Genomic DNA, 22,173 nt, shown 5'->3' with positions numbered 1-22,173 from the left:
TCTCTCTTTCTGGTAAACACATTGCCGAAATTTTAAACTATCGATTCCCGATCGAATAATAAGTAAAACCTAGTTCATTCATAAGGCTTGGTTTGTATTGGTTTCTTCCATCAAAGATGAGAGGTGACTTTAACAGTGATTTAATTTTGTTAAAATCAGGTTCTCGGAATTCACGCCACTCCGTTAAGAGTAACATTGCGTCTGCACCTTCTAAGGTAGAATAAGCGTCTTTTTTATATTCAACCTTTCCATCAAAATAGTATTTGGAAGTTTCCATCGCTGCTGGATCAAAAACTTGAATTTTTGCTCCATTTTTATGCAGTTCATAAATGAGCGGAATCGATGGTGCCTCACGCATATCATCAGTTCCAGGTTTAAACGAAAGTCCCCAAATTCCGAAAGTTTTCCCTTTCATATCGGTGGATTTAAAATGTTCAAAAATTTTATCCGTAAGACGAGTTTTTTGTTTTTCGTTTACGTCTTCAACGGATTGAATGATGTGCATGGGTGCGTTTACTTCTTCTGCGGTTCTCAGAAGTGCTCTAACATCTTTTGGAAAACAAGACCCTCCGTAACCAATCCCTGCATATAAAAACTGGCGTCCAATACGAGAGTCCGTTCCCATACCTTTTCGAACGTCATCATAATTTGCACCTAACGCATCGCATAAATTGGCAATTTCATTCACAAAAGAAATTTTGGTAGCAAGGAAGGCATTACAAGCATATTTAGTGAGCTCGGCGGAACGAATGCTCATGGTAATGATTGGGTTTCCATTGAGTACGAATGGTGAGTACAACTCACTCATTTTTTTAGCAGCATTTTCCGATTCTGCACCAATGACAACGCGTTCCGGGCGCATAAAATCTTCAATCGCAGCACCCTCTTTTAAAAATTCTGGATTGGAAACTACATCAAACGGATGTTTTGTGTTTTTTGATACAATTTCTTTGACTTTATCGGCTGTGCCAACAGGAACCGTAGATTTATCTACGATGATTTTATAACCGTTCATCGTTTTTCCCACTTCTTCAGCAACTGCAAATACAAATCGTAGGTCCGCAGAACCGTTGTCAGATGTCGGTGTTCCCACTGCGATAAAAACAAATTCTGAAGATTCCACTCCATCTTTTAAGGATGTAGAAAACTTAAGCCTTCCCTCTTTATAATTACGTTCTACGAGTTCGGAAAGACCCGGTTCGTAAATTGGGATGATTCCTTTTTTTAAATCGGTGATTTTTTTTTCATCTTTATCAATACAAATCACATCATTGCCATATTCAGCAAAGCAGGTACCTGCAACGAGGCCCACATATCCGGTTCCGACGACACAAACTTTCATAGGATTTCCAGAGTTTCAATTTTCACCGAAAAGGAAACTGTTTTTCTTTTGACTCGCTCTAACCTTCTTGGATTTGGAATTCGGTAGGCAGGTGGCAAACCCCTACAAATTTTTGGATTTGGCCTTGTTCTACTTCGAAATCTAAAATCGATTCACTCCAAAAAAAACTTCCTTCGATGTGCGACTCACCCTTGTGGATCGAAATGCCCACACTGTATTTTCCAGGTCCAAATTGGATGGGGAATTGGAATCGCACGGAATAATGTTTCCCTTTTTGCAGGTTCCATTGGCGGTTCCCCAAAAGATGGGTATTCGTTCCGAAAATCCGAATCCCTTTTTCATTGTCGATATGGAAACCAACCGTTGCCCCTTCACAATCAAAATGGGGTTCGAAAGAGATGAGGAGTTCTGCCTTCGCACCGATGAAAAAAATCTCAGACCGAACACCTGTTTCATTTTGCATTTGGACAAACAAATTGAGGTTTGTATGTCTCAAATGTTTATCAACTTGTTTTGCATCTCCCGAAAGGACAAACATGTATCGTTCAATGGTGTCCTTCGGATGTCCATCATACAAAAGTTCCCCTTTTTCCATTAGGACAGCACGGGTACAAAAATAAGAAACGAGTCCTAAATCATGGCTCACAACCAAAATGGAAGATCCTCTCGCCGAGAATTCTTTAATCCTTTTTAAACATTTCTGTTGGAAACTGGCATCACCGACAGCTAACGCTTCATCGACGATGAGGATATCGGGGCGTTTGGCCGTTGCCAAACTGAATCCAAGTCGCATCGCCATCCCAGAACTATAGTTTTTTAAAGGTGTATTTCGAAATTCTTCTAGTTCTGAAAAAGCAAAAATAGAATCAGCAAGGGATTTGATTTCAGAAGGTTTGTATCCCCAAACAAGTCCATTAAAATAAACATTTTCTTCACCAGAAAGTTCTGGATTAAAACCAACACTTAATTCCAAAAGGGCACGCACGGTTCCATTCACTTGGAGGGTACCTTTATCTTTTTGGATCACTCCCGTAATGAGTTTTAAAAGTGTGGATTTTCCAGCGCCATTCCTTCCAATGATCCCAACAATTTCTCCTGGTTGAATTTTTAATCCTAACGAACGTATGGCGGTAAACTTTGAATCTACTCCGAAATATCCAAAACTAAGTCCAGCAATGATCCGTTTCCAAGGCCTAGAAAATCCATGGTAATCCTTGGAAAGATTTTCGATGAGAATAGAAACCATCTTAGATTAGAGGTGGTCCAAAATCACGGACTGGAATTTTCTTTTTGCCAGGAGAAAGACGAGATAAAAGAAAAACAAAAACGGTAGGATGTGATACCAATCAAATTGAGCCTGAAATCCATTGATCACAGACGTACGAAAGACATCCAAAGGAATGGTAAACGGGTTCCACTCATTCCATTTTTTCAAATAACCGGTGGGATAATACAATACTGGGATACCCCAAAAAATCAATTGGCTCACCAAACGAATCAAAGGTGATATGTCTTTTAATAAAATATTTAACCTGGAGAGATAATGGAGGAGTAACATCAAATACAATCCCGAGGACACAAGGACCATATAACCGATGAGAACTCCAGAAAACCGAAGTTTTCCAGAATAAGCCAAATACAAAAATACAGGGATAGAAGTAACAAAACTATGGATCAAAAATTGGACATAGGGTATCCACAAAAACAAATCAATGCCAAGGCTAGAACGTTTGAGTAAAGAACGATTGTCTGTGAGGATCCCAGTGCCTCGTACGAGGAGTTCTTGGATGGGGATCCAAAAGAGAAGGCCCGTTAGTAGGTAAGCAGTGAAATCCTCTTGAGTGGATGGTTGTTTGAGATTGAGGACAAGGAAAACGAGGGCGTACAAACTGATGAGTACTAGGTTCTGCAAAAACATCCAGGAGATTCCCAGAAAGGAACCTGCGTATTGCAGAGCGTAGTCACGCCGAACGAGTGCCCAAAGTATGGAAAGTTTCTCCATACTTTGATTGTCGGCCCCTGGGTTCTGATTCTAGACCAGAAACCAGAGAGTGGGAATCACATCTTCCTTAGATTCTTTTTCCCTAAGTCAGAGAGTTGGGGTGATACCCAATTTCCTTTTTGGACTACCTCTCCTTGGAATGCTTCCATTAGGTACTCTTCGAAAGTTTTCTCCGATTGGTTTTGGGCAAATCCCTTTTTAGGACCTTGGCCTGGAAGCCCAGTGTCCTTGTGGCGGTTATAAGCGGGTTGTTGGATGGATCGAACGATCATAGGTTTTTCCTCCCCGTCATCTAGTTAGACGACATAAAACTAAAAAATAACACCAATAATATACTAAACGCTTGTTTACACTACTTAACATATGAGAAGTTAAGTCAATATTTTTTTCACGTTTTGATTGGTTTGTATTAACAATTTAGCATTCATATGGGACAAAACCCGTCCCAAGTAGGAATTTTTTTTCGCTCTACCCGATACTATGTCCCGTTTTCTGAAAAAAGCAAACGGAATGAAGGAAAAAATACAAAATTTCTGACCCAAATCCTGGTGGATTGGCAGAAAAAAGCGTTTTTTTTGTGGTTATTCTTCGTACAGTCATTGTTTGCCGGCGAAAAAACTCCGAAAGATGTTTCCGTTCAGGAATTATTAGCACAAGGCCTTTCCCCAAAATTGGTTGCCCAATGGAAAGCGAAGGCAAACCAATCCCGCGAATCCTTTTTCGAGTGGAAGCGCTCGCTTGCGGGAAATGATGCAAAGCTAGTCTCCAAAGTTTGGAAAGTCTTGCACCTTAGTTACCCCAAGGCACAAAAATCCGAACTGCAGCAGGGAAAACCGACTCAGAAGGAATTTGCAAAAGTAGCAAAAGGTAACCAAAATCCGAGCCAAACCAGCGAAACGAAAGTAGATGAAGTTTTTGTTGGTCTCAGTACCCAAAACCTTGATGTGCGGAATTTACCATTGGAAGAAAAAAATCATTCTGCGGTTTCCATAGGAGGAAATCAAAATGGGAATCGGTATGTTTTAGAAAAACGTGACGAACAGTTCTTGTATGGAATCGATTTGAATCTACAGTCCTACCGGATCACCTCAGGCAGTCGTTACAAACCCATTCCCCATTTTTACTTCGACAAAGATCCCAATTTTTATTCGCAGCTGGACAGACCTGGATCCCCTCTCCCCCAACCCATCCAAAGTTCCCATTTCTTCGGTACCCAATTTCCCTATGAAGGGAAAAAAGGAGAGTTAGGTGGCTTTTTTGCCAATGGATTTTCCCATCATCCAGGAATCTATTTCAGTTCACCAAACAATTCGTATGCGGGAGTTTGGTCACCTGGTGGTCAAAAATCGAGTTTCTTTGTAAATGATACAATTCAATTGGATACTTTTGGAAACCATCGCATCCAATCAGAAACCATTTTCGACAAAAAAGAATCTGTAGGATTTTTATATACCAAATCGGAATCGAAAGACTCAGTTTATTTTTTTGATTCCACAGTATACAGAGATTCTCCCCTGCTTTATGGAAATGTCGCCAATGGTGAAATCAGACCAGAAATTCCACAAACTTTGGGATATGCGAGGGGGAGTTACAAACACCTATTTGGTGGTGAAGGACTTTCTTCTCAAGAAGGGCATCGTTATGAAACTGGTTCGTCTGTCTTTTTCCCAATGTTCGCATCGAATTGGGGGAATCTTTTGTACCGGTACCGGAAATACAACGAAACGGGGAATTACCACTTTGAGGAAATTGGAAGAGGTGTATTTTATGAATGGAGGAAAGATAAAACAGTTATCTCTCTTGGTTTTGAATCAAGAGAAAGAGGAGGTCAGTGGGAAGGTAAAATTGCAATCCCAATTTCGTCTGGCCAACTCATTGAACTCAGTGCATTATTTCGCGAAGGTCAGCTTTATACAAGATCTTGGTTTGAAAATTGGACATATGCTTCAGACTTCAACATCAACTTATCAGATCGTGAAGAAATTCTAAAACTAAAATTTGTGAGTTCATTTTTGTCACTGAATGTGAGTTATTCGAAAAGAGAAGAAAGTCCCAATCCAATTTTATTTATCAATTTTCAGTTTTTACACCGTATGGAAATTTAATCAAAGTGTTAATAGAATAAATCATCCGTTCTGATTTCAGTGTATTCTTTTAATTGGAAAATAGGAATGGTTTGTCTCTCTATGATTTCTTTTTTTTCCCCAGGAAGTTTTTTGGGAGTGGGGAGTGAGGAACGTTTTCCTCTTTCATCTACGGCATAAAAATAATACCCGATCCATTCCCCTTTCACCAAGTAAGGATTACCAATGAAAAGGTCTTTTACAAAAAATTCTCCATCCAAATCAAACTTATTACGTCTGTATCGGAAATGGATTTCATCTCCATTGAGATCATAAAAAACAACAAAATCCCCTTGTTTGGCTTTAAAATACAATTTCCATTCCAAAGGGAAATTCCCAGTTTTTTCATATTCTAATTTTCCATCTAAGATGCGTTTTTCGGACCTTGCAATTGGACCTGTATACTTAGAATCCGTTTCAGCCTGTAAGGAATTGGTGATGGAAACGAAACAAATGAAATAAACGAATACAAAAGAAAGATATTTGAATTTGATAAGAGAAATCATGTTTCCGATTTGTTTTAAGTACCCATTTAAACGAATCAGCATGATGTTCTCTTCTTCCGATTGTGAAAACCAATTCTGAATCCAACGACTTTGATGAAACTGAAAATAACCAATCAGATACCCAATGCCGAGTTTTCGAATCGTCCTTCTATGATACTTTTCCAACTTCATTTGAGTTCTTCTTCGACTTTGTCTTCATTGGTTTTTTCTTCTTCCGAAGGAATCTCTTTTCCATTGATCATATCAATGGCTTTTTTTGCCGCTTTTTGTACCTTAGGACTTGGGTCCCGATCCCGTTTGTATTCTAAAAGCTCTAAGGCCTTTGGGTCTTTGAGACTTCCCATAAATTCAATGGCGCGAAGTCTCACCATACTATCATCATCGCGAGCAAATTCATTTAGTTCTTGGAATACTTCTTTGTCTCCCATAGTCACAAGAGCACCAATGGCATAAATTTTGAGAGATTGGGCTTTTTTTGCGTCCAATTTACCGGATGTTTTTTTTAATGAATCGAGAAGTTCGTATAATTTAGGTTTTGCTGAGTCTGATTTGAGTTTTCCCAAAGTATTCATCGAATAGCAACGAAGGGTTGTTGGTTGGATGTCGTCGAATGCAACTTCAAGGAGCGCAGATTCTGCTTCCTTGTATTGTACAGTTCCAAAATAAAGTGCAATTTGACCACGGATGTCAGGATTATTGAACTTCTCTCGAAATTTCGTTTCTAAAAAAGGAGCAGCCATTTTCCCTTCGGGTAATTCACCGAGGGCACTGATGTACAAAGCAAGTGAATTGGAATTTTTTGTGAAATCTTCTTTTTTCACTTTTTCAAGAAGAGGACTTGTTGCTTCTATGAGTTTCATTTTTTTGGCTGAAGTCACTGCTTGTTTGTTTACATCTTCATTTGTATCTTCAAAAAGCGAAATGATGGTTTCATGATTTTCTTTTAAATCCAGATCACCAACTGTTTTGAGAAGGACAATCTTCATGCCCATATCTTTTTCAGATTTTAATTGTTCACCCACCAAAACATAAAGTTCACTTGCGTTTTCTTTTGGGAAACGAACTAGTTCACCTAATGCCTGTTTTCGTTCTTGGCTCGTGCCGTAACGAATCATTTTGGAAAGTACATCTTTTTTTTTGGAAATTTGTTCAGGAGAGAGTTCTTTCTCTTTTCCAAGGACTGGCGAAAGAGAAAGGCAAATTAAGACTATAAAACCGAGGATTGGATTAGGATTGTTTCGCCTCAAGTTCGAGGATCCTACGATTAAGAGCTTGGATGAGGTGTTGGTTTTCCAAATTTTGGCGAAACTTATCCAGTAGGTCTTTGATGTCTTTGGAGAGTTCTTCAATGTTCCAAGGTTTTTCGACATACCGACTGAGTCCCCCATTGTTGATGGCATAAATTGCCGAATCAAGTCCCGCTTGTCCCGTAAGAAGGATTTTGATCGCATCGGGAAGGCGTTGGTGCACCTGTTCCAAAAATCGATCCCCTTTCATTCCTGGCATCACTTGGTCGGAAACGATGAGTTCTACGATATCGTTACTGCCTATGATTTCATCAATGAGAGAAAGTGCCTCTTCCGCACTACTCGCTGTTTCGATGATATGGGATTCCCCAAACCGTGCCAGTAGTTGCTCCGCAAGCGTTTCCAACACTGATACTTCATCATCGACACATATAATATAACCTTTACTCATTTGAAACCCTTTCCTTGGAATGATAATCCTACTCTTCTCTCTTGTCGATTCAGTTTTGTGGCAATTTGTAGAGAGTTTGGGGAGGAATTGTGTCAAGTAGGGGGACCTTCCAAATCTCCTTGGCATATTCCCGGATGGTGCGGTCAGAAGAAAACTTGCCTGATCTTGCCACATTTAGGATGGATTTTTTTGTCCAAGAGGTCTCGTCTAAAAAGTCATGTGCCACACGGTTTTGTGTCTCGTCATAGGAAACAAAATCAGCCATAAGCAAGTAATTATCCGTGTAAAACAAACTGTCATAGATCGGACCAAATACACCCGGTTCCCCCATCGAAAAAAAGTTCTCACGGATCATGAGGAGGATGCGGTGTAAGTCTTCATTTTTATGGATGAAATGTGTAGGATTGTATCCAACTTCCTTCATCCGATACACTTCTTCCGTATGGAGTCCAAAGATGTATATATTTTCCTCCCCTACTTCTTCCAAAATCTCAACGTTTGCTCCATCAAGAGTTCCGATTGTCAAAGCACCGTTTAACATAAATTTCATGTTGCTTGTTCCAGATGCTTCAGTCCCTGCAGTGGAAATTTGTTCAGACAAATTACTTCCTGGTATGATTTTTTCAGCAAGGCTCACTCGGTAGTTAGGGATAAAAACAACTTTTAATCGTTCTGCTACATCTTTATCTCGGTTCACTACCCAAGCTACATTATTGATGAGTTTGATGATGAGTTTGGCCATATAATAACCAGGGGCAGCTTTCCCTCCAAACACAACCGTGCGGGGTGTGATCTCTGTATTGGGATTTTCTTTGATTCTACGGTATAAGGCAATCACTCGTAAAATATTGAGAAGTTGTCGTTTGTATTCATGGAATCGTTTGATTTGAACATCGATAAGTGAATTGGGATCAATTGTGATTCCAGTTTCACTTTTAATGATACGTGCCAATTCATTTTTTGCAGTGAACTTTACCTGTTTCCAATCATTTTGGAAATCGGCATCTTCAACAAAGGCCTCCAAATCCTTTAATTTGTATAAGTTGGTTGTAAATTCGTTCCCAATTTTTTTAGAAATCAAGTTGGCAAGACTTGGATTGGATTGTAACAACCAACGTCTTGGTGTGATCCCATTGGTTTTGTTGTTAAATTTTTCCGGAAATACTTTGGTAAAGGCTTGGAAAATTGTTTTTTGGATTAGGTCAGAGTGTAAAGCTGCAACTCCATTCACACGATAGGATCCTATCACTGCTAAGTTTGCCATTCTGACTCGTTTCTCATTGCCCTCCTCGATGATACTGACTTGTTGGATTTCATTTTCGGATAAAATCCCTTTGTTACGAACCTCTGTTAAAAAACGATGGTTGATCTCATAAATGATTTCCAAATGCCTAGGTAATAATTTTTCAAATAACTCGACTCGCCAAGATTCCAATGCTTCAGGTAAGACCGTATGGTTGGTATAAGAAAATACCTTTGTGACAATGTCCCAAGCAGGTTCCCAATCCATTTCTTCGTTGTCTAAAAAGATACGCATGAGTTCTGCAATGCCGATGCTTGGGTGAGTATCATTCAATTGGATGGCGATATAATCCGGGAGTTCTTTCAAATTGTATTTAAACTCTCGAAATTGGATGAGGATATCTTGGAGGGAAGCACAAACCATGAAGTATTGTTGTTTCAGGCGTAACACTTTTCCTTGTTCGGTGGTATCATTCGGATACAATACTTTTGAAATATTTTCAGAAATCGATTTGTCTTGGACGGCTTTCATATAATCGCCATGGTTAAAATAATCTAAATTGAATTCTTCAGACGATTTTGCAGCCCATAACCTTAAATAGTTCACCGTACTCGTGTTAAATCCTGGAATTGGATAGTCATGTGCAGAGGCTAAAACCGTTTCGTCAGGTACCCAATCATGTTGGATTTTACCTTTTCCAGAGACCCTAGTTTCGGTATGACCAAAAAAACCAACGGAAAAAGAGATATCTGATCTCATCACCTCATAAGGAACACCATCTGCATCCCAGTGGTCTGGCATTTCGAGTTGGCTTCCATTTGCGATGATTTGGTTGAATATCCCATAATCATATCGAATTCCATATCCAAATCCTGGAACATTGAGAGTGGCCATGGAATCTAAAAAACACGCCGCTAACCTTCCAAGTCCTCCATTTCCAAGCCCCGCATCTGTTTCAAACTCTAAAACATCTGTTAGTTCAAATCCAATCCCACGTAACATTTCTTGTATGGTTTCATATAATCCTAAATTGATCAGGGCATTCAGTAGAGTTCGCCCCATCAAAAACTCGAGAGAAAAATAATAAACCTTTTTGGGGTTCTGTTCTCTATAACGTTCGTTAGTAAAATTAAGTCTGTCGATCAGAAAGTCGCGTATCGTATGACCGAGCGCTTTGTAGATGTCTTCGTTTTTTAAATTATAACGATTTTTTCCAATGGTATATTCTAAGTGGTGGGCAAATTGTTTTTCCATCGAAGCCAAATCGGCTTTTTGTTCTTCGGATAATAAATTGATCAAACGAGGATTGTTGACTACCATGCTTCGAAATGGTAAACAACCTGATAAGAGGATTCAAGTAAAAAGAGAAAAATTAGTCTTTTGCAGATACTTTCTTTTCTAAGGTAAGGACGGCATCCTTTCCAATTTTATGTTTGGCAAACCAACCTTGGTTGACCTCTAGTGCATACATCGCTGGTTTCCTTGAATTGTACACCTCTTCCGTTTGGTTCGGTTTCATATCGAATGATTCTAAAAGTCGCATATCTTCTGAAAAATAACCAATCGAGAGAGGGATAAGGGTGTTTTTCATCCAAAAGTTTAAATACTCAGGTTTGGGAAATACAAACAACATACCTTCATCTTCCCCAAGTTTTGTGCGGTACATGAGTCCTGTAGCGCGAGTAGAAGGAGTGTTTGCAATTTCCAATTTCAAAACACGGTCAGCCACACTTCCAAATATGATTTCAGGAGTATTTGTTTGCGATGGAAAGGATTCCGCCTGTTTGCAAACAAGTCCTAAAAAAAGAATTAAAAGTAGAAAAAACCGTGTGATGATCATAAGTTACCTTAAAAATTGGGTTTTCGTTTTTCGAGAAAGGCAGAAAGCCCTTCTTTTGTTTCCTTGTCGGCGAATCTTCCACCAAACAATTGTTTTTCCCACTCAAGTCCGCGGTCCATATTGGTTTCCAATCCTTGGCGAATTGCCATTTTTGCCGCCTTGATTGCGTTAGGTCCTCTAGATAGGATGGTAGAAAGCGTTTTTTCTGACTCGTTTAAGAGTTCTTGGGGATCACATACTTTGTTCACAAGCCCAAGCCTAAATCCTTCATCGGAAGAAATCATATCTCCTGACAAAATGAGTTCCGTTGCCCTTCCCACTCCAATGAGTCTAGGCAACCTTTGGGAACCACCGAAACCAGGTAATAATCCTAAAGTCACTTCAGGTAATCCCAATTTTGCTGCAGTGGACGCATAACGGATGTCACATGCCATCGCAAGTTCCATTCCACCACCGAGGCAAAATCCATTGATGGCTGCGATTGAAATCAGTCCTGATAATTCCATTTTACGAAATACTGTTTGTCCGAGTTCCGAAAATGCCTGGCCCTCATTGACATTGAACTCTTTCATTTTGGCTATGTCGGCACCTGCTACAAAAGCCTTACCTTCACCTGTTAAAATAAATCCTCTCACTTGGGGGTTGGATTCTAATGCATCCACCATCTCACCGATTTCAGTGATAACGACATCGTTTAAAGCATTGAGAGCCTCTGGTCTTTTGATTGTGACAAGGGCAAAATTGGATTTGATTTGGATCTCTAAAAAAGACAAATGATTTCTCCTTATTCTTCTACTTCCAATATCAGGAACATGGTGTCATCAGAAAAAGTATCCAAACCGAACTTGGTTTTCAGTTCATACAAAAGATTGGATTCCAACTCTTTGACGTTTGCGCTATTTCGATGGCGGTTGAGTAAGGCAAGTAATCCTTCTGTTCCCAAACAATTGCCTTCGTGGTCCATCGATTCGATAAGGCCATCGGTATAGATAAAAAACCGATCACCTTTGGCGATGGGAAGGGTTTTTTCCGAGATGGGAGGGATTTTGATATTGAATCCAAGAATGGCGCCTTGCGTTTCCAATTCAGAAAATTCCTCGTCTTTTTTTGCCAAAATCAAATAAGGATGGCCGGCATTTCCAATGATGAGTTTTTTTTCGATAAAATCAAAAAAGAGATAAATCGCAGAAGCATGGTATTTGTTTAGATCATTGGCCAATCGATCATCCAAATAATCCATGAGTCTTGCTGGTGCCGTTTTGAAACGATAGGGAATTGTGGATACAAGGACCTTCATGATGGAAGCAACCATAGCAGATGAAATTCCGTGACCTGCCACGTCAGTGAGAAAAACTCCCACGTTCCCTTCCCTGAGTTGTACAAAATCAAAAAAGTCACCACCAATCACATTTGGGCTTTTTCGATAAAAGGTAAACGTCAGATTTGGGATCTTAATATTCCCCGGGAAAAGTGCATCTTGTACTCGTTTGGCGAGTTCGAGTTCCTGTAACATAAATCTTTTTTCTTCGGACAAACTGTACATATCGGTTGTGTCCTTTCGTTTGTTCAAAACAAAGATCACTCCGAGAAAAGCACTGCCCCAATATACAAAGAATAAAAAATATTGGCTAAAAATCGATGTGGCGTACGAGATCTCTTGTGGAAGTTGAAAGACATAAAAGAGATGAAAGAAAGATAAATAAAAAGCATTGATGATACATCCCATTGGACTCAGTCGAGTGCTATACAGTAAAATAGGAATGATGAATGACATGAGATAGGAATTTAACAAATAAAAATTCCCGAGGGTAGGAATTGATTGGATTCCTTTTATAAATACCAAATATACCAATCCATCAGCGATAAAGCCACTCAAATAAATGACTTTTTCTAAAGGAATGGTTTTGGTATAAAACTGTAACAATAATATGAAACGTAAGATGGTAACACCTAACAAATAGGGTAAGATGTCACTCCGTATCTCTGCAAAAGGTGGAACGAGAAGTAAACTATAAATAATGAAATGAGTTAAAAAGATGGAGAAAGTATATTCTTTCTCAAAACGAGGTACTGCTAGTTTTAAGATATCCCATTCTTGTCTGGTTGGTTTGTGAAAAATTTCTTTGAAGTAGATATAAAACGAACGAGTCAATCGGGTTCTCCCCATACCAAAGTTTGGATCTCAGATCCATTCAAGGTGATGGTGAAACTTTTTCCTGTGTCCAAAAACTTGTCCATTTGATTCGCAAGTTCCATTGCTTTTTTCTCATCCTCCATCCGAAAGAAAAATGGATGGGACAAAGCTTTATAATTGTAGGGAAATCTCTCTGAAACAATGAGAGTCACACGAAAATGATCTTCTCTTTTCTCAAAAACGATATGTGAAACTTCTTTTCTAGTTAAGATCCGAACATCAGGCCTAAGATTCCAAGGATTGATCTCTGCGAAAATGATTCCTGGTAAAAAAAAGCATAGACCAACAAATCCTTTCATATAGAAATACCATCGGCAAATGAAACCAATTCCTTACTTGATATCCGCTTTAATCTGCCTTTTTGTGAATTGTTCACAAAAAGAATTTACCATACCAAAAAACCCTTATGCCAACTGGGCAAAAACGAGTATGGGCCTGCAAGAAAACACAATGCCTAAAAAATCAGGTGTTTGGAGTGAACGTGTGTATCCTATGGATTCGGAAAGGACAAAAACATTATTAGAAGTCAACGAGATAGATGGAGTCGAAGATGTCCCGTCTCCAACAAAAGACCTTTCCCTTTGGAAAAATCGTTTGTTTGAGTTACACAAACTTTACCCCAAAGAAGTAAATGATTTAGCAAATGATTTGGTGTACGGAATTTATTTTATTCGCAATTTGGGTTCTACCGGTTTAACAGGAATTATACGAGATAAGGATGGCAAACCAATGGGAGGAATCATTTTTTTAGATTCCGAATTGCTCAGTGAGGGTGGAAATGATTGGGCCACTAAAAAAGAGAATAGCGCATTCCAAAAATCGGAAACTCAGTCAATAGAAGTTCATTTAGACAATTCCAATTCATTACAAACTGCACTATCTTTTATCTTATTGCATGAACTCGGGCACATACTTGCCATTGTCAAACACTATGCACCAGATTATTCTGAAGAAATTAGGGACTTTCGAGGTTACCCATATTTCCAAGACGTATGGTGGTCGGAAACCTTCTCTCCGTATGAAAACACTTTTTTTCCAGAAAGACCAAAGCTCAAATTTTACCAAAAAAATCCTACAATTCCGATTTTCCCCGATGGAAAGTTTTTATATAAAAAATTGACAAATACACAATTTCTGTCTCTCTATGCAGCGACCAATGCGGATGATACATTTGCCGAAGCATTTGCCCAATACATTCACGTATCTGTTTTGAAAAATGAATATAAGGTTTTTCTTAAAACAAATTCAGAACGAGAAGTGCTTTTGTCAGAACCGATCCATAAAGAAGGAGGTCGAAAATTCCGTGAATTATTCCATACGATACTCTTTTCTCATTCTCCTTAATTTATTATGTTTAATCTCACCGTATGCTGTATTTTCACAACCCAAAGAAGAAGAACCAAAATCAATTACCATTGATACGAATACTGAAATTGTATCCGATTTTATTTGGAGGGGTTATTCTTTCACAGGTGAAGGACAAAAACGTAGGAATGGTGAGTCTTACCAAAGTTTTACCTATGCGCCTGCCTTACAACCAACGATCAATATTTGGTCTCCTGATAAAAAGTTTGAATGGATGTTATTTGGAAATTTCCAACTGACAAATAGAGAAGATAGAGATTCTGACAAACGAATTTTGCAAACAAGTCCAGGTGCTGTAGGACCTTCCTATTTGGGAGAAGACCCTCGTTTTTATGATCCGTACAACCAGGACCCATGCGTACAATCTGTCCAAAATCAAATCACGGGTAGAGACGCGGCAAACCCAGCTTGTTCTGGATTCATCCCGAACAACGGGTATGGACCCAAACGAGAACCCAATGGAAACAAACGAGCCGATGGGATGTTTTTTTCCATGAGTTATCATTTTGACCCGAGCGCTCTAGGGGACTTTAGTGTGGGCATTTGGTTTTACAATACCTTCCAAAAAACTCCGAACTCTCTCCTTCTCCCATCCACTCAAAAACCAAATCCTGTTGTTTCTGGGGGAGCGGCCAATGCCTTCAATGCAAACAACCCCGATGCCCAAACACGACTTTCATGGCATGAGTATTTTTTCCATTGGAAGTTACCTTTTGTACGGATTGTGAAACCAACCATTTCCTATTACACTCAATTCTCAACGGAAAATGGCGGGCTTATGGCTGGAAAAAACTATCTTTCCCTCAGTGCCAGTTACACATTTTTTGAGGGGAAGTTTTTCCGAATCCAACCACAAAGCAATATCGGTTATACCATGAGCAATAATATGGTGGATAACCGGAATGGGATACAAGAGATAACATCAGCAATTTCCTTTTTCTTCGGTGATTTTTTTGTAAAGGGAGCTCATATCTTTCGCCCAAATGCCTATCTTTACGATACCAATAATTATTTTGGTTATGCAGGTGGGGATCCTGACAAAGCGAGTTGGAACCGAACTTCAGAGGATGGAAAAGTTGTGGACCCTTCGCGTGTCTATGGTGCGTACAATACCGCAATCCTAAACGCGATCGAAGGAGTGAATACAGGGAATTCACTAAATGACAGCCTGATCAAAACAAGTTTGCGTGAATCGTACACACTCCAAAAGATTCCTATCCATTTATTTTATGTTAGCTTAGGGTATTCAAAAACGTTTTAAATCGTTCCAAATCATTTTGTCATAATCCATCAAAGAATCGAAGGAATTTACATCGTAATATTAGGAAAGACTTGACTATCTGAAAAATGAATCCATACTTTGCCCCACCTCTAGGGGACCGACTATGAAATGGATTCAAAATCTTAAAATTCGCGCAAAACTCCTTCTGGCCTTTATGGTCACCATTCTCTTAATGATCGTTGTAGCTGCTGCCAGCTTTTACTCTGCCAATCAAATCTTAGCTTCCTTACATACCGTTTTTGAAGACCGGGTTGTTCCGATTAGCCAAATCAAAGAGGTATCAGATGCTTATCTGATTGGGATTGTGGACTCATCCAATAAGGTCCGAGACAGAAAAATGACCATTGAAGAGGCATTGGAATCCATTCGCCAATCGGAAGCCAAAGCGGATGAAGTTTGGAAAGTGTATTTGTCGACTTACTTAGTCCCTGAAGAAAAAGCCATCATTGCGGAAATGGAAAAAGAATTCCCACCTCTAAAAGCAGGTATCAAAAAACTCCGTCTCTTATTAGAAACACGGAATGAAGTCGAAATAGAAAAATTTGTATCCACTGAGATGTATCCTATCTTCGAACCACTCACCCATCACCTAGATGATTTGATCCGCGTACAATTAAAAGTTGCCAAAGAGGAATACCATAAATCAGAAGAACAGTTCCAACATTCTCTTGTCATCGTAACATCCGTTGTCATTGCTTCTTTTGTTTTGGTATTTTTCATTGCGATCTATTTTTCCGATGCCATTGCACGACCGATGAAACGAATTGTATCCGTTGCTCAGTCCATTTCCATTGGAGACTTAAATGTCAATTTAGAAACGGAACAAAAACAAACAGGAAATACAAGACAACTCCCAGGAAATGAAATCCAACAACTTTCCGAAGCCTTTATGGAGTTAGTCGAATTCATCAAAGAAAGAGCCGATCACTTAGAACGAATTGCAAACTCAGACCTTAGTTCCGATGTCACGTTAAAGTCAGACAGAGACCAATTGGGCCTTAGTTTAAAAAGAATGTTAATCAATCTTTCGGAAGTTGTGGAAAAACTTTATTTTACTTCCCAGGAAGTGGATTTAGGTGCACAACAATTGGCAGACGCAAGCACTTCCCTTTCGGAAGCAGCAAGTGAACAAGCAAGCGCCGTAGAAGAAATTTCTGCCACTTTAACTGAGATTAGCAATAGCTTTTTGTCCAATGCAGAAAATGCCGAACAAATGACTGTTTTTTCTGAATCCACCGCCAAACAGGCTGTAGAAGGCAATTCTAGAATGAAAGATTTAGTTTCTGCAATGGGAGAAATTAGCAATTCATTTGAACAAATTTCTAAAATCAATAAGGTAATCAACGACATTGCCTTCCAAACCAATATTCTCGCCTTAAATGCGGCAGTGGAAGCAGCGCGCGCAGGCCAACATGGAAAAGGATTTGCAGTGGTTGCCGAGGAAGTGAGAAATCTTGCACAAAAAAGTGCCAATGCAGCTGACGAAACTACCTTACTCATTGAATCATCGATGAAAAAAGTAAAACTGGGAAATGATGCAACGGAAAAAACAGCAGAAGTCCTTGGGCAAATTTCGGAAAGTGCAGACAATGTGAGTAACCTCACAAAAGACCTAGCACTTTCCATCCATGAACAAAAATCAGCAGTTTTACAAATCACACAAGGAATAGACCAAGTAACAACCGTTACAAGCACTACTGCTGCATCGGCAGAAGAAGTTGCCGCATCTAGCGAAACGTTAAAACGACAAGTGGAAATCATGCGATCGGTGATTATGGGTTTCAAATTAAAAGAAGAAGGATCCAAGTCAACGGCACTCACTCGCATTGAAAAACCAAGAATTGTTTTATAGGTCTCACTATGAACACATCACCTAAGTCATGGGAATCAATCGAAGAAGATACAATGAAAGACTTGTATCTTTGTTTTAGTTTGGATGAACGTTTTTATGCATTTGAAGTGAGGTATCTAACAGAAATTTTAGCATTACCTGCAATCACAACTATCCCTGGCACTGCCCCATTTTTAAAAGGTGTAATCAACATCAGAGGAAAAATCATTCCTGTGATGGATGTTCGACTTCGATTTGATATGCCTTTTTTGCCATACCATGAAAGGACTTGTGTATTACTTGTGGAACTTGATGGGAATCCACTGGGACTTGTTGTTGATAAAGTAAATGACGTTGTAAAAATTCCTCCAGAGAATATAGATCTTGCTCCCAAAATTGGAGAGTCCAAATCATCCAGGTTTATTTATGCAACGGGACGTGTTGGTGATACAGTAAAAATTTTAATTAACTTAGATCGCCTGCTCACACAAGAAGAAAATTTGATGTTACAAGAACTTCCAGGGTCTTAATTCATGGAAAGAGAAGATGTATTAGAATACTTGTTGGAAGCGAAAGAAAGTCTGGAGAACATAGAATCAGGCCTTCTTAACTTCGAAAAAACTACGTTAGATGGTAGTTTGGTAGACAGAGATCTTCTTGATACGTTATTTCGACATTTCCATACAGTAAAGGGTAGTTCAGGATTTTTTGGATTATCCGGTATCGTAAAAGTGGCACATGCCGCAGAAAATCTGTTGGACTATTTAAGAAAAACTCCAGAAGCACAAGACGAAGAGACTTTAGAAATTTTATTAACCGCTTTGGATCATTTAAATGAACTTGTTGCTCATGAAGAAAATGAACCCAGTGGTGGAGATTTGTACAACGAAGAACAACATTTGCTCATCAGACGTACCAACCTAAAATTGGATGCACTCAAAAAATCACAAGTCCAAGAACAGACCACTACCACACAAGGAACGACAAGCTCTGAATTTGGTTTATTCAATGAAACAGAACCAAAAACGGAAGAATTTGGTTTGTTCATTTCTGAAACGAAAGAAGGGAAAGAAGAATTTGGACTTTTTACTCCATCTAACAAGAAAGATACGGATGAAGAGTTTGGTTTATTTAATGATAACAAAACAAAACCAACTGAGGAATTTGGATTATTCGCAGCAACGAAAGAAAACCAATCCCCGGCCAAGTTAGATCCATCTCCAAACGCAAATCCTCAGGCAAAATCGGAAAAGAAACCAATTCAAAAAAAAGATATCCGCATAGATACAGACAAACTGGATTCTCTAATGGATATTGTTGGCGAAATTGTGATCAACGAACCGATGGTTACAGAACACGCAGAATTAAAAAACTTAAAGTTAGACAATTATCAGAAATCTGCCTTACAATTAAAAAAACTGATCCGAAATCTACAAGAAATTACATTAAGCCTACGAATGGTTCCTATTGCTGGAGTATTCTCGCGTATGGAACGACTTGTCCGAGACACTGCAAAAAAAACCGGTAAACAAGTAGAACTCATTATCTCAGGTGAAGATACAGAAATAGACAAGTCCATCATAGAAGAGATGTATGATCCCCTCGTCCATATCATCCGGAATGCAATCGATCATGGATTAGAATCTCCAGACGAAAGAAAAGAAGCTGGTAAACCTCCCAAAGGGAAAATCCAATTATCAGCGATCCAATCGGGTAAAGAAGTATGGATCGAAGTTCGTGATGATGGAAAAGGTTTGAATCGTGATCGAATTTTAAACAAAGCCTTATCTTTAGGATTAATCCATCCAAGCGAAATTGAAACTTTAAGTGATGAAAACGTTTGGGAATTTTTATTCCATCCAGGTTTTTCCACTGCCAAAGAAGTCACCGATTTATCAGGTAGAGGTGTGGGTCTTGATGTGGTTCGCAAAAATGTTTCTACACTCAAAGGATTTGTGGATGTTAGTTCTGTATATGGGCAAGGCACAGTTTTTTTAATCCGAGTTCCATTGACCCTTGCCATTATCGAAGGGTTAGTTGTGAGAAAAGCTGAAACCTATTTCATCATCCCTTCCATTGATGTCAAAGAAACGTTATTTATCCAAGAAGAACCCATTCATGAGTTGTACAAAAACAATCATAGTTTCCAATACCGAGAAAATCAAATATCGGTAGTCGACATAGATTTGTTATTCGGAAAAGACTCTGAGTTAAACAAACAAAATCAGTTGGAAAAAAAGTATGTCATCGTTGCAGAATCACACGAAAAACAAATGGGTATCGTATTCGATGAAATTTTGGGTAACCAATCCATTGTTATCAAACCAATATCTCCCATTTTTAAAAACATCAATGGCCTAGCAGGATGTACAATCCTAGGCAATGGGCATGCTGGGCTTATCTTAGATGTTAGAAAACTCATTAACCAACATATGGCCATTGTATCCTCATGAAAAAACACAAAGTAATCATAGTTGATGACCAAAGAAGTGTGCGAAGTATGATCAAACGTTGGATTGAATCCGATCCCAATTGGGAAGTGGTAGGAGAAGCTTCCAATCCATTCGAAGCAAGGGATCTTATCATCGACAAACAACCTGACGTGATGACACTTGATGTACATATGCCTGAAATGGATGGCATTGAGTTTTTAAAAAAACTATTACCGCAACACCCAATGCCCGTCATTATGATTAGCTCCTCCACAATTGAGGGAACATCCATTACATTAGAAGCTTTGGATGCGGGTGCATTTGACTACGTAACCAAACCTTCTGGGACACCTGAGAGTTTAATCGAAGCAAAAGAAGACCTTTTAAACAAACTTTACGAATCATTACATTATAATTTTTCAAACGAACATAGTTTCAAAAAATCAATTTCAAAAGAAGTTGGAATACAAAAAAAACAAATCCCTTTTAAGAAAAAATTAATTTTAATTGGATCAAGCACAGGTGGTACAACCGCTTTACGTAAGTTACTTGATGATGTAGATGAAACGTTTCCCCCCATCCTTGTTGCGCAGCATATGCCAGAAAATTTCACTGCCTTATTTGCCGGCAGATTAAACGCTGAATTAAAAATAAATGTAGTAGAAGCAAAAGACAAACTACCACTTCAGAATGGGACAGTTTACATTGCGCCTGGGAATTACCACTTAAATGTTCAAAAATTTGCTGGTGAATTATATACAAAAATTACACAATCCGATAAGGTGAATGGACACAGACCTTCTGTTGACGTATTATTTGACTCTGCCGTTCAGAATGACCTCGCAAGTTCTTCAATAGCAGTCATCCTTACTGGTATGGGAAGTGATGGTGCAAAAGGATTACTCAATTTAAAAAACAATGGTTGTCTTACTCTTGGCCAAAACAAGGAAACTTGTGTTGTATATGGAATGCCAAAAGTAGCATTTGAAATGGGAGCTGTGATGTATCAATTACCAATAAGTTCCCTCTGTGACAAAATCAGAGAAATAGGTTCAAAATGATTCCACATAGTTTAATATTAGATTCAGAAGAAACCAGTGAATTAATTTCTTCTTTAAACGAAATCAATTACACATATGAACGTGTAAACAAACTCAATGACGTACTTTCTATTTTGGAAAATCAGAAATTTCATTTCATCATTATTCATGTCAAAAACCTTAAAGATAATGAATCACAAGAACTCCTTTCCAAAATCTCTATCTCATATCCAAATGTTTTGATGATATTGATCACTGATTCCTTGAACTGGGCATTAACAGCTAGCTTGTTAAAAAGACACAATGCCTATGATTTTATCCAATCCCCCATTGATTCAGAACACCTAAAGTTCACATTAGACCGTTCCCTTCAATATCTAAATACCAAAATGAAATCACAATTCATTCATGAAGCAGAAAATCAACTTTTCAAACGAGTGATTGATATCTTTGATTGGAAAAAATCACTTACCCACAAAGAAAATGAAAATATTTCCGCAGATATTATCCACCAAATGAATATTAGTTTGTTCCAAGGCAGCGGAATAGGCACACTTATGAGTGTTGTAAGTATTCTCATTGCAAAAAGCAAACTTGATTTGGACCAAAATGTCTATTTAGTTCCGAAACCAATTTTGGATTTAGTTTCAGAAAATTACGATGCTGCAAAAAGTATGTTTGATAGCATGTCTATCTCTCAGTCAGTGATTGATGATGATTTATTAGTAGAATCAAAAGCAACAACACAAAATTTATTACCACTTTTTGAAGAGGAAATAAAATTTTTAGAAGAAGCTCTTTCTCTAAAAAAACAAAAGATAAATTTAAGCCAATTGCCTAACTCGGCAATCAATCGGAAAATACGTTTTGAACAGGCTAAATTTTCATATGTGATTCGCGAGATTTTATTAAATGCAATTAAGTATTCCAAATTAGGTGATGAAATCTATGTCATCTTTTTCCATAGAGAAAATTTTTTAGAAATTAAAATCATAAACCCTGCCTATCCCAACGAAGATGATAGTTTTGGAATTCCAGAAAAATACGAAAATTATGTTTTTGAACCTTTTTTTCGCATCTCTTCCGTTGTAGATGATAATTATGCAAAATTTGAACAGTTCCGCTTTGGCTTAGGATTAACTTTAGTAAAAAAGATAATGGACCAACACCAAGCAAACGTGCAAATTTATAATATTGATAGCAACTTACGAAACGAAAATACAAAAGATGTCTGTTTAACAATTCGAATACCATTATTACAAGAGGAGATATAAA

At 38.5% G+C, this 22,173-nt stretch carries 20 protein-coding genes; 8 read left to right on the top strand and 12 right to left on the bottom strand.

Annotated elements, in window-relative coordinates:
• Nucleotides 1–37: 37 nt before the first annotated feature.
• From LEP1GSC202_RS14360 to LEP1GSC202_RS14345, 4 genes are read right to left on the bottom strand one after another with little or no spacing between them, the layout of a single operon-like run.
• Complete coding sequence (locus tag LEP1GSC202_RS14360; RefSeq protein ID WP_015678519.1) at nt 38–1,342, bottom strand: UDP-glucose dehydrogenase family protein; 1,305 nt, start codon at nt 1,340–1,342, stop codon at nt 38–40.
• Between the two features lie 58 nt (nt 1,343–1,400).
• Complete coding sequence (locus tag LEP1GSC202_RS14355) at nt 1,401–2,588, bottom strand: ABC transporter ATP-binding protein (RefSeq protein ID WP_015678461.1); 1,188 nt, start codon at nt 2,586–2,588, stop codon at nt 1,401–1,403.
• Between the two features lie 6 nt (nt 2,589–2,594).
• Complete coding sequence (locus LEP1GSC202_RS14350; RefSeq protein WP_039929093.1) at nt 2,595–3,344, bottom strand: ABC transporter permease; 750 nt, start codon at nt 3,342–3,344, stop codon at nt 2,595–2,597.
• 56 nt (nt 3,345–3,400) lie between these two features.
• Entirely contained in the window at nt 3,401–3,616 is a 216-nt protein-coding gene (locus tag LEP1GSC202_RS14345; protein WP_015678433.1) for an LIC12298 family protein, read from the bottom strand.
• A 303-nt stretch (nt 3,617–3,919) separates the two neighbouring features.
• Here LEP1GSC202_RS14345 and LEP1GSC202_RS14340 point away from each other — a divergent pair, with 303 nt between their 5' ends.
• The gene (locus LEP1GSC202_RS14340; RefSeq protein WP_039929118.1) at nt 3,920–5,449 is read left to right on the top strand and encodes a hypothetical protein; all 1,530 of its coding nucleotides are present in this window, start codon (nt 3,920–3,922) and stop codon (nt 5,447–5,449) included.
• Between the two features lie 8 nt (nt 5,450–5,457).
• Here the strand turns inward: LEP1GSC202_RS14340 and LEP1GSC202_RS14335 are convergent, their stop codons facing one another.
• Genes LEP1GSC202_RS14335 through LEP1GSC202_RS14300 form a run of 8 tightly spaced genes read right to left on the bottom strand, consistent with a single transcriptional unit; the run spans nt 5,458 to nt 13,247 of the window.
• Nucleotides 5,458–6,144: an LIC_11959 family protein gene (locus LEP1GSC202_RS14335; protein WP_015678556.1), complete on the bottom strand. Its 687-nt coding sequence runs from the start codon at nt 6,142–6,144 to the stop codon at nt 5,458–5,460.
• Nucleotides 6,141–7,220: a HEAT repeat domain-containing protein gene (locus LEP1GSC202_RS14330; protein WP_015678441.1), complete on the bottom strand. Its 1,080-nt coding sequence runs from the start codon at nt 7,218–7,220 to the stop codon at nt 6,141–6,143. The genes LEP1GSC202_RS14335 and LEP1GSC202_RS14330 overlap by 4 nt, the downstream gene beginning before the upstream one ends.
• Nucleotides 7,201–7,671: a response regulator gene (locus LEP1GSC202_RS14325; RefSeq protein WP_015678497.1), complete on the bottom strand. Its 471-nt coding sequence runs from the start codon at nt 7,669–7,671 to the stop codon at nt 7,201–7,203. Before LEP1GSC202_RS14325 ends, LEP1GSC202_RS14330 begins: the two co-directional genes overlap by 20 nt.
• Before the next feature lie 49 nt (nt 7,672–7,720).
• Nucleotides 7,721–10,234: a glycogen/starch/alpha-glucan phosphorylase gene (locus LEP1GSC202_RS14320; RefSeq protein ID WP_015678448.1), complete on the bottom strand. Its 2,514-nt coding sequence runs from the start codon at nt 10,232–10,234 to the stop codon at nt 7,721–7,723.
• A 52-nt stretch (nt 10,235–10,286) separates the two neighbouring features.
• Nucleotides 10,287–10,754, bottom strand: coding sequence for a DUF192 domain-containing protein (locus LEP1GSC202_RS14315; RefSeq protein ID WP_015678505.1), 468 nt, complete (start codon nt 10,752–10,754; stop codon nt 10,287–10,289).
• 8 nt (nt 10,755–10,762) lie between these two features.
• Nucleotides 10,763–11,527, bottom strand: coding sequence for an enoyl-CoA hydratase-related protein (locus LEP1GSC202_RS14310; RefSeq protein WP_015678456.1), 765 nt, complete (start codon nt 11,525–11,527; stop codon nt 10,763–10,765).
• An 11-nt stretch (nt 11,528–11,538) separates the two neighbouring features.
• Nucleotides 11,539–12,906 carry a PP2C family protein-serine/threonine phosphatase gene (locus LEP1GSC202_RS14305; protein WP_015678512.1) on the bottom strand — a complete coding sequence of 456 codons (1,368 nt, stop codon included), beginning with the start codon at nt 12,904–12,906 and terminating at the stop codon, nt 11,539–11,541.
• Nucleotides 12,903–13,247: a hypothetical protein gene (locus LEP1GSC202_RS14300; protein ID WP_015678529.1), complete on the bottom strand. Its 345-nt coding sequence runs from the start codon at nt 13,245–13,247 to the stop codon at nt 12,903–12,905. Before LEP1GSC202_RS14300 ends, LEP1GSC202_RS14305 begins: the two co-directional genes overlap by 4 nt.
• Nucleotides 13,248–13,266: 19 nt before the next feature.
• On the opposite strand from LEP1GSC202_RS14300, the gene LEP1GSC202_RS14295 reads away from it, so the two are divergent.
• From LEP1GSC202_RS14295 to LEP1GSC202_RS14265, 7 genes are all read left to right on the top strand, one after another.
• Complete coding sequence (locus tag LEP1GSC202_RS14295; RefSeq protein ID WP_015678513.1) at nt 13,267–14,292, top strand: hypothetical protein; 1,026 nt, start codon at nt 13,267–13,269, stop codon at nt 14,290–14,292.
• Nucleotides 14,252–15,574 carry a hypothetical protein gene (locus LEP1GSC202_RS14290; RefSeq protein ID WP_015678457.1) on the top strand — a complete coding sequence of 441 codons (1,323 nt, stop codon included), beginning with the start codon at nt 14,252–14,254 and terminating at the stop codon, nt 15,572–15,574. The genes LEP1GSC202_RS14295 and LEP1GSC202_RS14290 overlap by 41 nt, the downstream gene beginning before the upstream one ends.
• Before the next feature lie 124 nt (nt 15,575–15,698).
• Complete coding sequence (locus tag LEP1GSC202_RS14285; RefSeq protein ID WP_015678537.1) at nt 15,699–17,447, top strand: HAMP domain-containing methyl-accepting chemotaxis protein; 1,749 nt, start codon at nt 15,699–15,701, stop codon at nt 17,445–17,447.
• 8 nt (nt 17,448–17,455) lie between these two features.
• Nucleotides 17,456–17,956 (top strand): chemotaxis protein CheW, encoded by a 501-nt coding sequence (locus LEP1GSC202_RS14280; protein ID WP_015678450.1) that lies wholly within the window; start codon nt 17,456–17,458, stop codon nt 17,954–17,956.
• Nucleotides 17,957–17,959: 3 nt separating this feature from the next.
• Nucleotides 17,960–19,879: a chemotaxis protein CheA gene (locus tag LEP1GSC202_RS14275; RefSeq protein WP_015678507.1), complete on the top strand. Its 1,920-nt coding sequence runs from the start codon at nt 17,960–17,962 to the stop codon at nt 19,877–19,879.
• Nucleotides 19,876–20,919, top strand: coding sequence for a protein-glutamate methylesterase/protein-glutamine glutaminase (locus LEP1GSC202_RS14270; RefSeq protein ID WP_039929092.1), 1,044 nt, complete (start codon nt 19,876–19,878; stop codon nt 20,917–20,919). Before LEP1GSC202_RS14275 ends, LEP1GSC202_RS14270 begins: the two co-directional genes overlap by 4 nt.
• A complete protein-coding gene (locus LEP1GSC202_RS14265; protein WP_015678506.1) occupies nt 20,916–22,172 on the top strand; it encodes a hybrid sensor histidine kinase/response regulator in 1,257 nt (418 codons plus the stop codon). Before LEP1GSC202_RS14270 ends, LEP1GSC202_RS14265 begins: the two co-directional genes overlap by 4 nt.
• Nucleotide 22,173: the final 1 nt, after the last annotated feature.

Source organism: Leptospira yanagawae serovar Saopaulo str. Sao Paulo = ATCC 700523 (assembly GCF_000332475.2).
Lineage (GTDB): Bacteria > Spirochaetota > Leptospiria > Leptospirales > Leptospiraceae > Leptospira_A > Leptospira_A yanagawae.
The sequence above is the reverse complement of the archived record's forward strand: the minus strand, read 5'-3'. Positions and strand labels throughout refer to the sequence as shown.

Bases quoted from the DNA above. Each gene is read 5' to 3' on its own strand.
- LEP1GSC202_RS14360 (WP_015678519.1), bottom strand. From the start codon at position 1,342: ATGAAAGTTTGTGTCGTCGGAACCGGATATGTGGGCCTCGTTGCAGGT.
- LEP1GSC202_RS14355 (WP_015678461.1), bottom strand. From the start codon at position 2,588: ATGGTTTCTATTCTCATCGAAAATCTTTCCAAGGATTACCATGGATTT.
- LEP1GSC202_RS14350 (WP_039929093.1), bottom strand. From the start codon at position 3,344: ATGGAGAAACTTTCCATACTTTGGGCACTCGTTCGGCGTGACTACGCT.
- LEP1GSC202_RS14345 (WP_015678433.1), bottom strand. From the start codon at position 3,616: ATGATCGTTCGATCCATCCAACAACCCGCTTATAACCGCCACAAGGAC.
- LEP1GSC202_RS14335 (WP_015678556.1), bottom strand. From the start codon at position 6,144: ATGAAGTTGGAAAAGTATCATAGAAGGACGATTCGAAAACTCGGCATT.
- LEP1GSC202_RS14325 (WP_015678497.1), bottom strand. From the start codon at position 7,671: ATGAGTAAAGGTTATATTATATGTGTCGATGATGAAGTATCAGTGTTG.
- LEP1GSC202_RS14320 (WP_015678448.1), bottom strand. From the start codon at position 10,234: ATGGTAGTCAACAATCCTCGTTTGATCAATTTATTATCCGAAGAACAA.
- LEP1GSC202_RS14315 (WP_015678505.1), bottom strand. From the start codon at position 10,754: ATGATCATCACACGGTTTTTTCTACTTTTAATTCTTTTTTTAGGACTT.
- LEP1GSC202_RS14300 (WP_015678529.1), bottom strand. From the start codon at position 13,247: ATGAAAGGATTTGTTGGTCTATGCTTTTTTTTACCAGGAATCATTTTC.
- LEP1GSC202_RS14295 (WP_015678513.1), top strand. From the start codon at position 13,267: ATGAAACCAATTCCTTACTTGATATCCGCTTTAATCTGCCTTTTTGTG.
- LEP1GSC202_RS14285 (WP_015678537.1), top strand. From the start codon at position 15,699: ATGAAATGGATTCAAAATCTTAAAATTCGCGCAAAACTCCTTCTGGCC.
- LEP1GSC202_RS14280 (WP_015678450.1), top strand. From the start codon at position 17,456: ATGAACACATCACCTAAGTCATGGGAATCAATCGAAGAAGATACAATG.
- LEP1GSC202_RS14275 (WP_015678507.1), top strand. From the start codon at position 17,960: ATGGAAAGAGAAGATGTATTAGAATACTTGTTGGAAGCGAAAGAAAGT.
- LEP1GSC202_RS14270 (WP_039929092.1), top strand. From the start codon at position 19,876: ATGAAAAAACACAAAGTAATCATAGTTGATGACCAAAGAAGTGTGCGA.
- LEP1GSC202_RS14265 (WP_015678506.1), top strand. From the start codon at position 20,916: ATGATTCCACATAGTTTAATATTAGATTCAGAAGAAACCAGTGAATTA.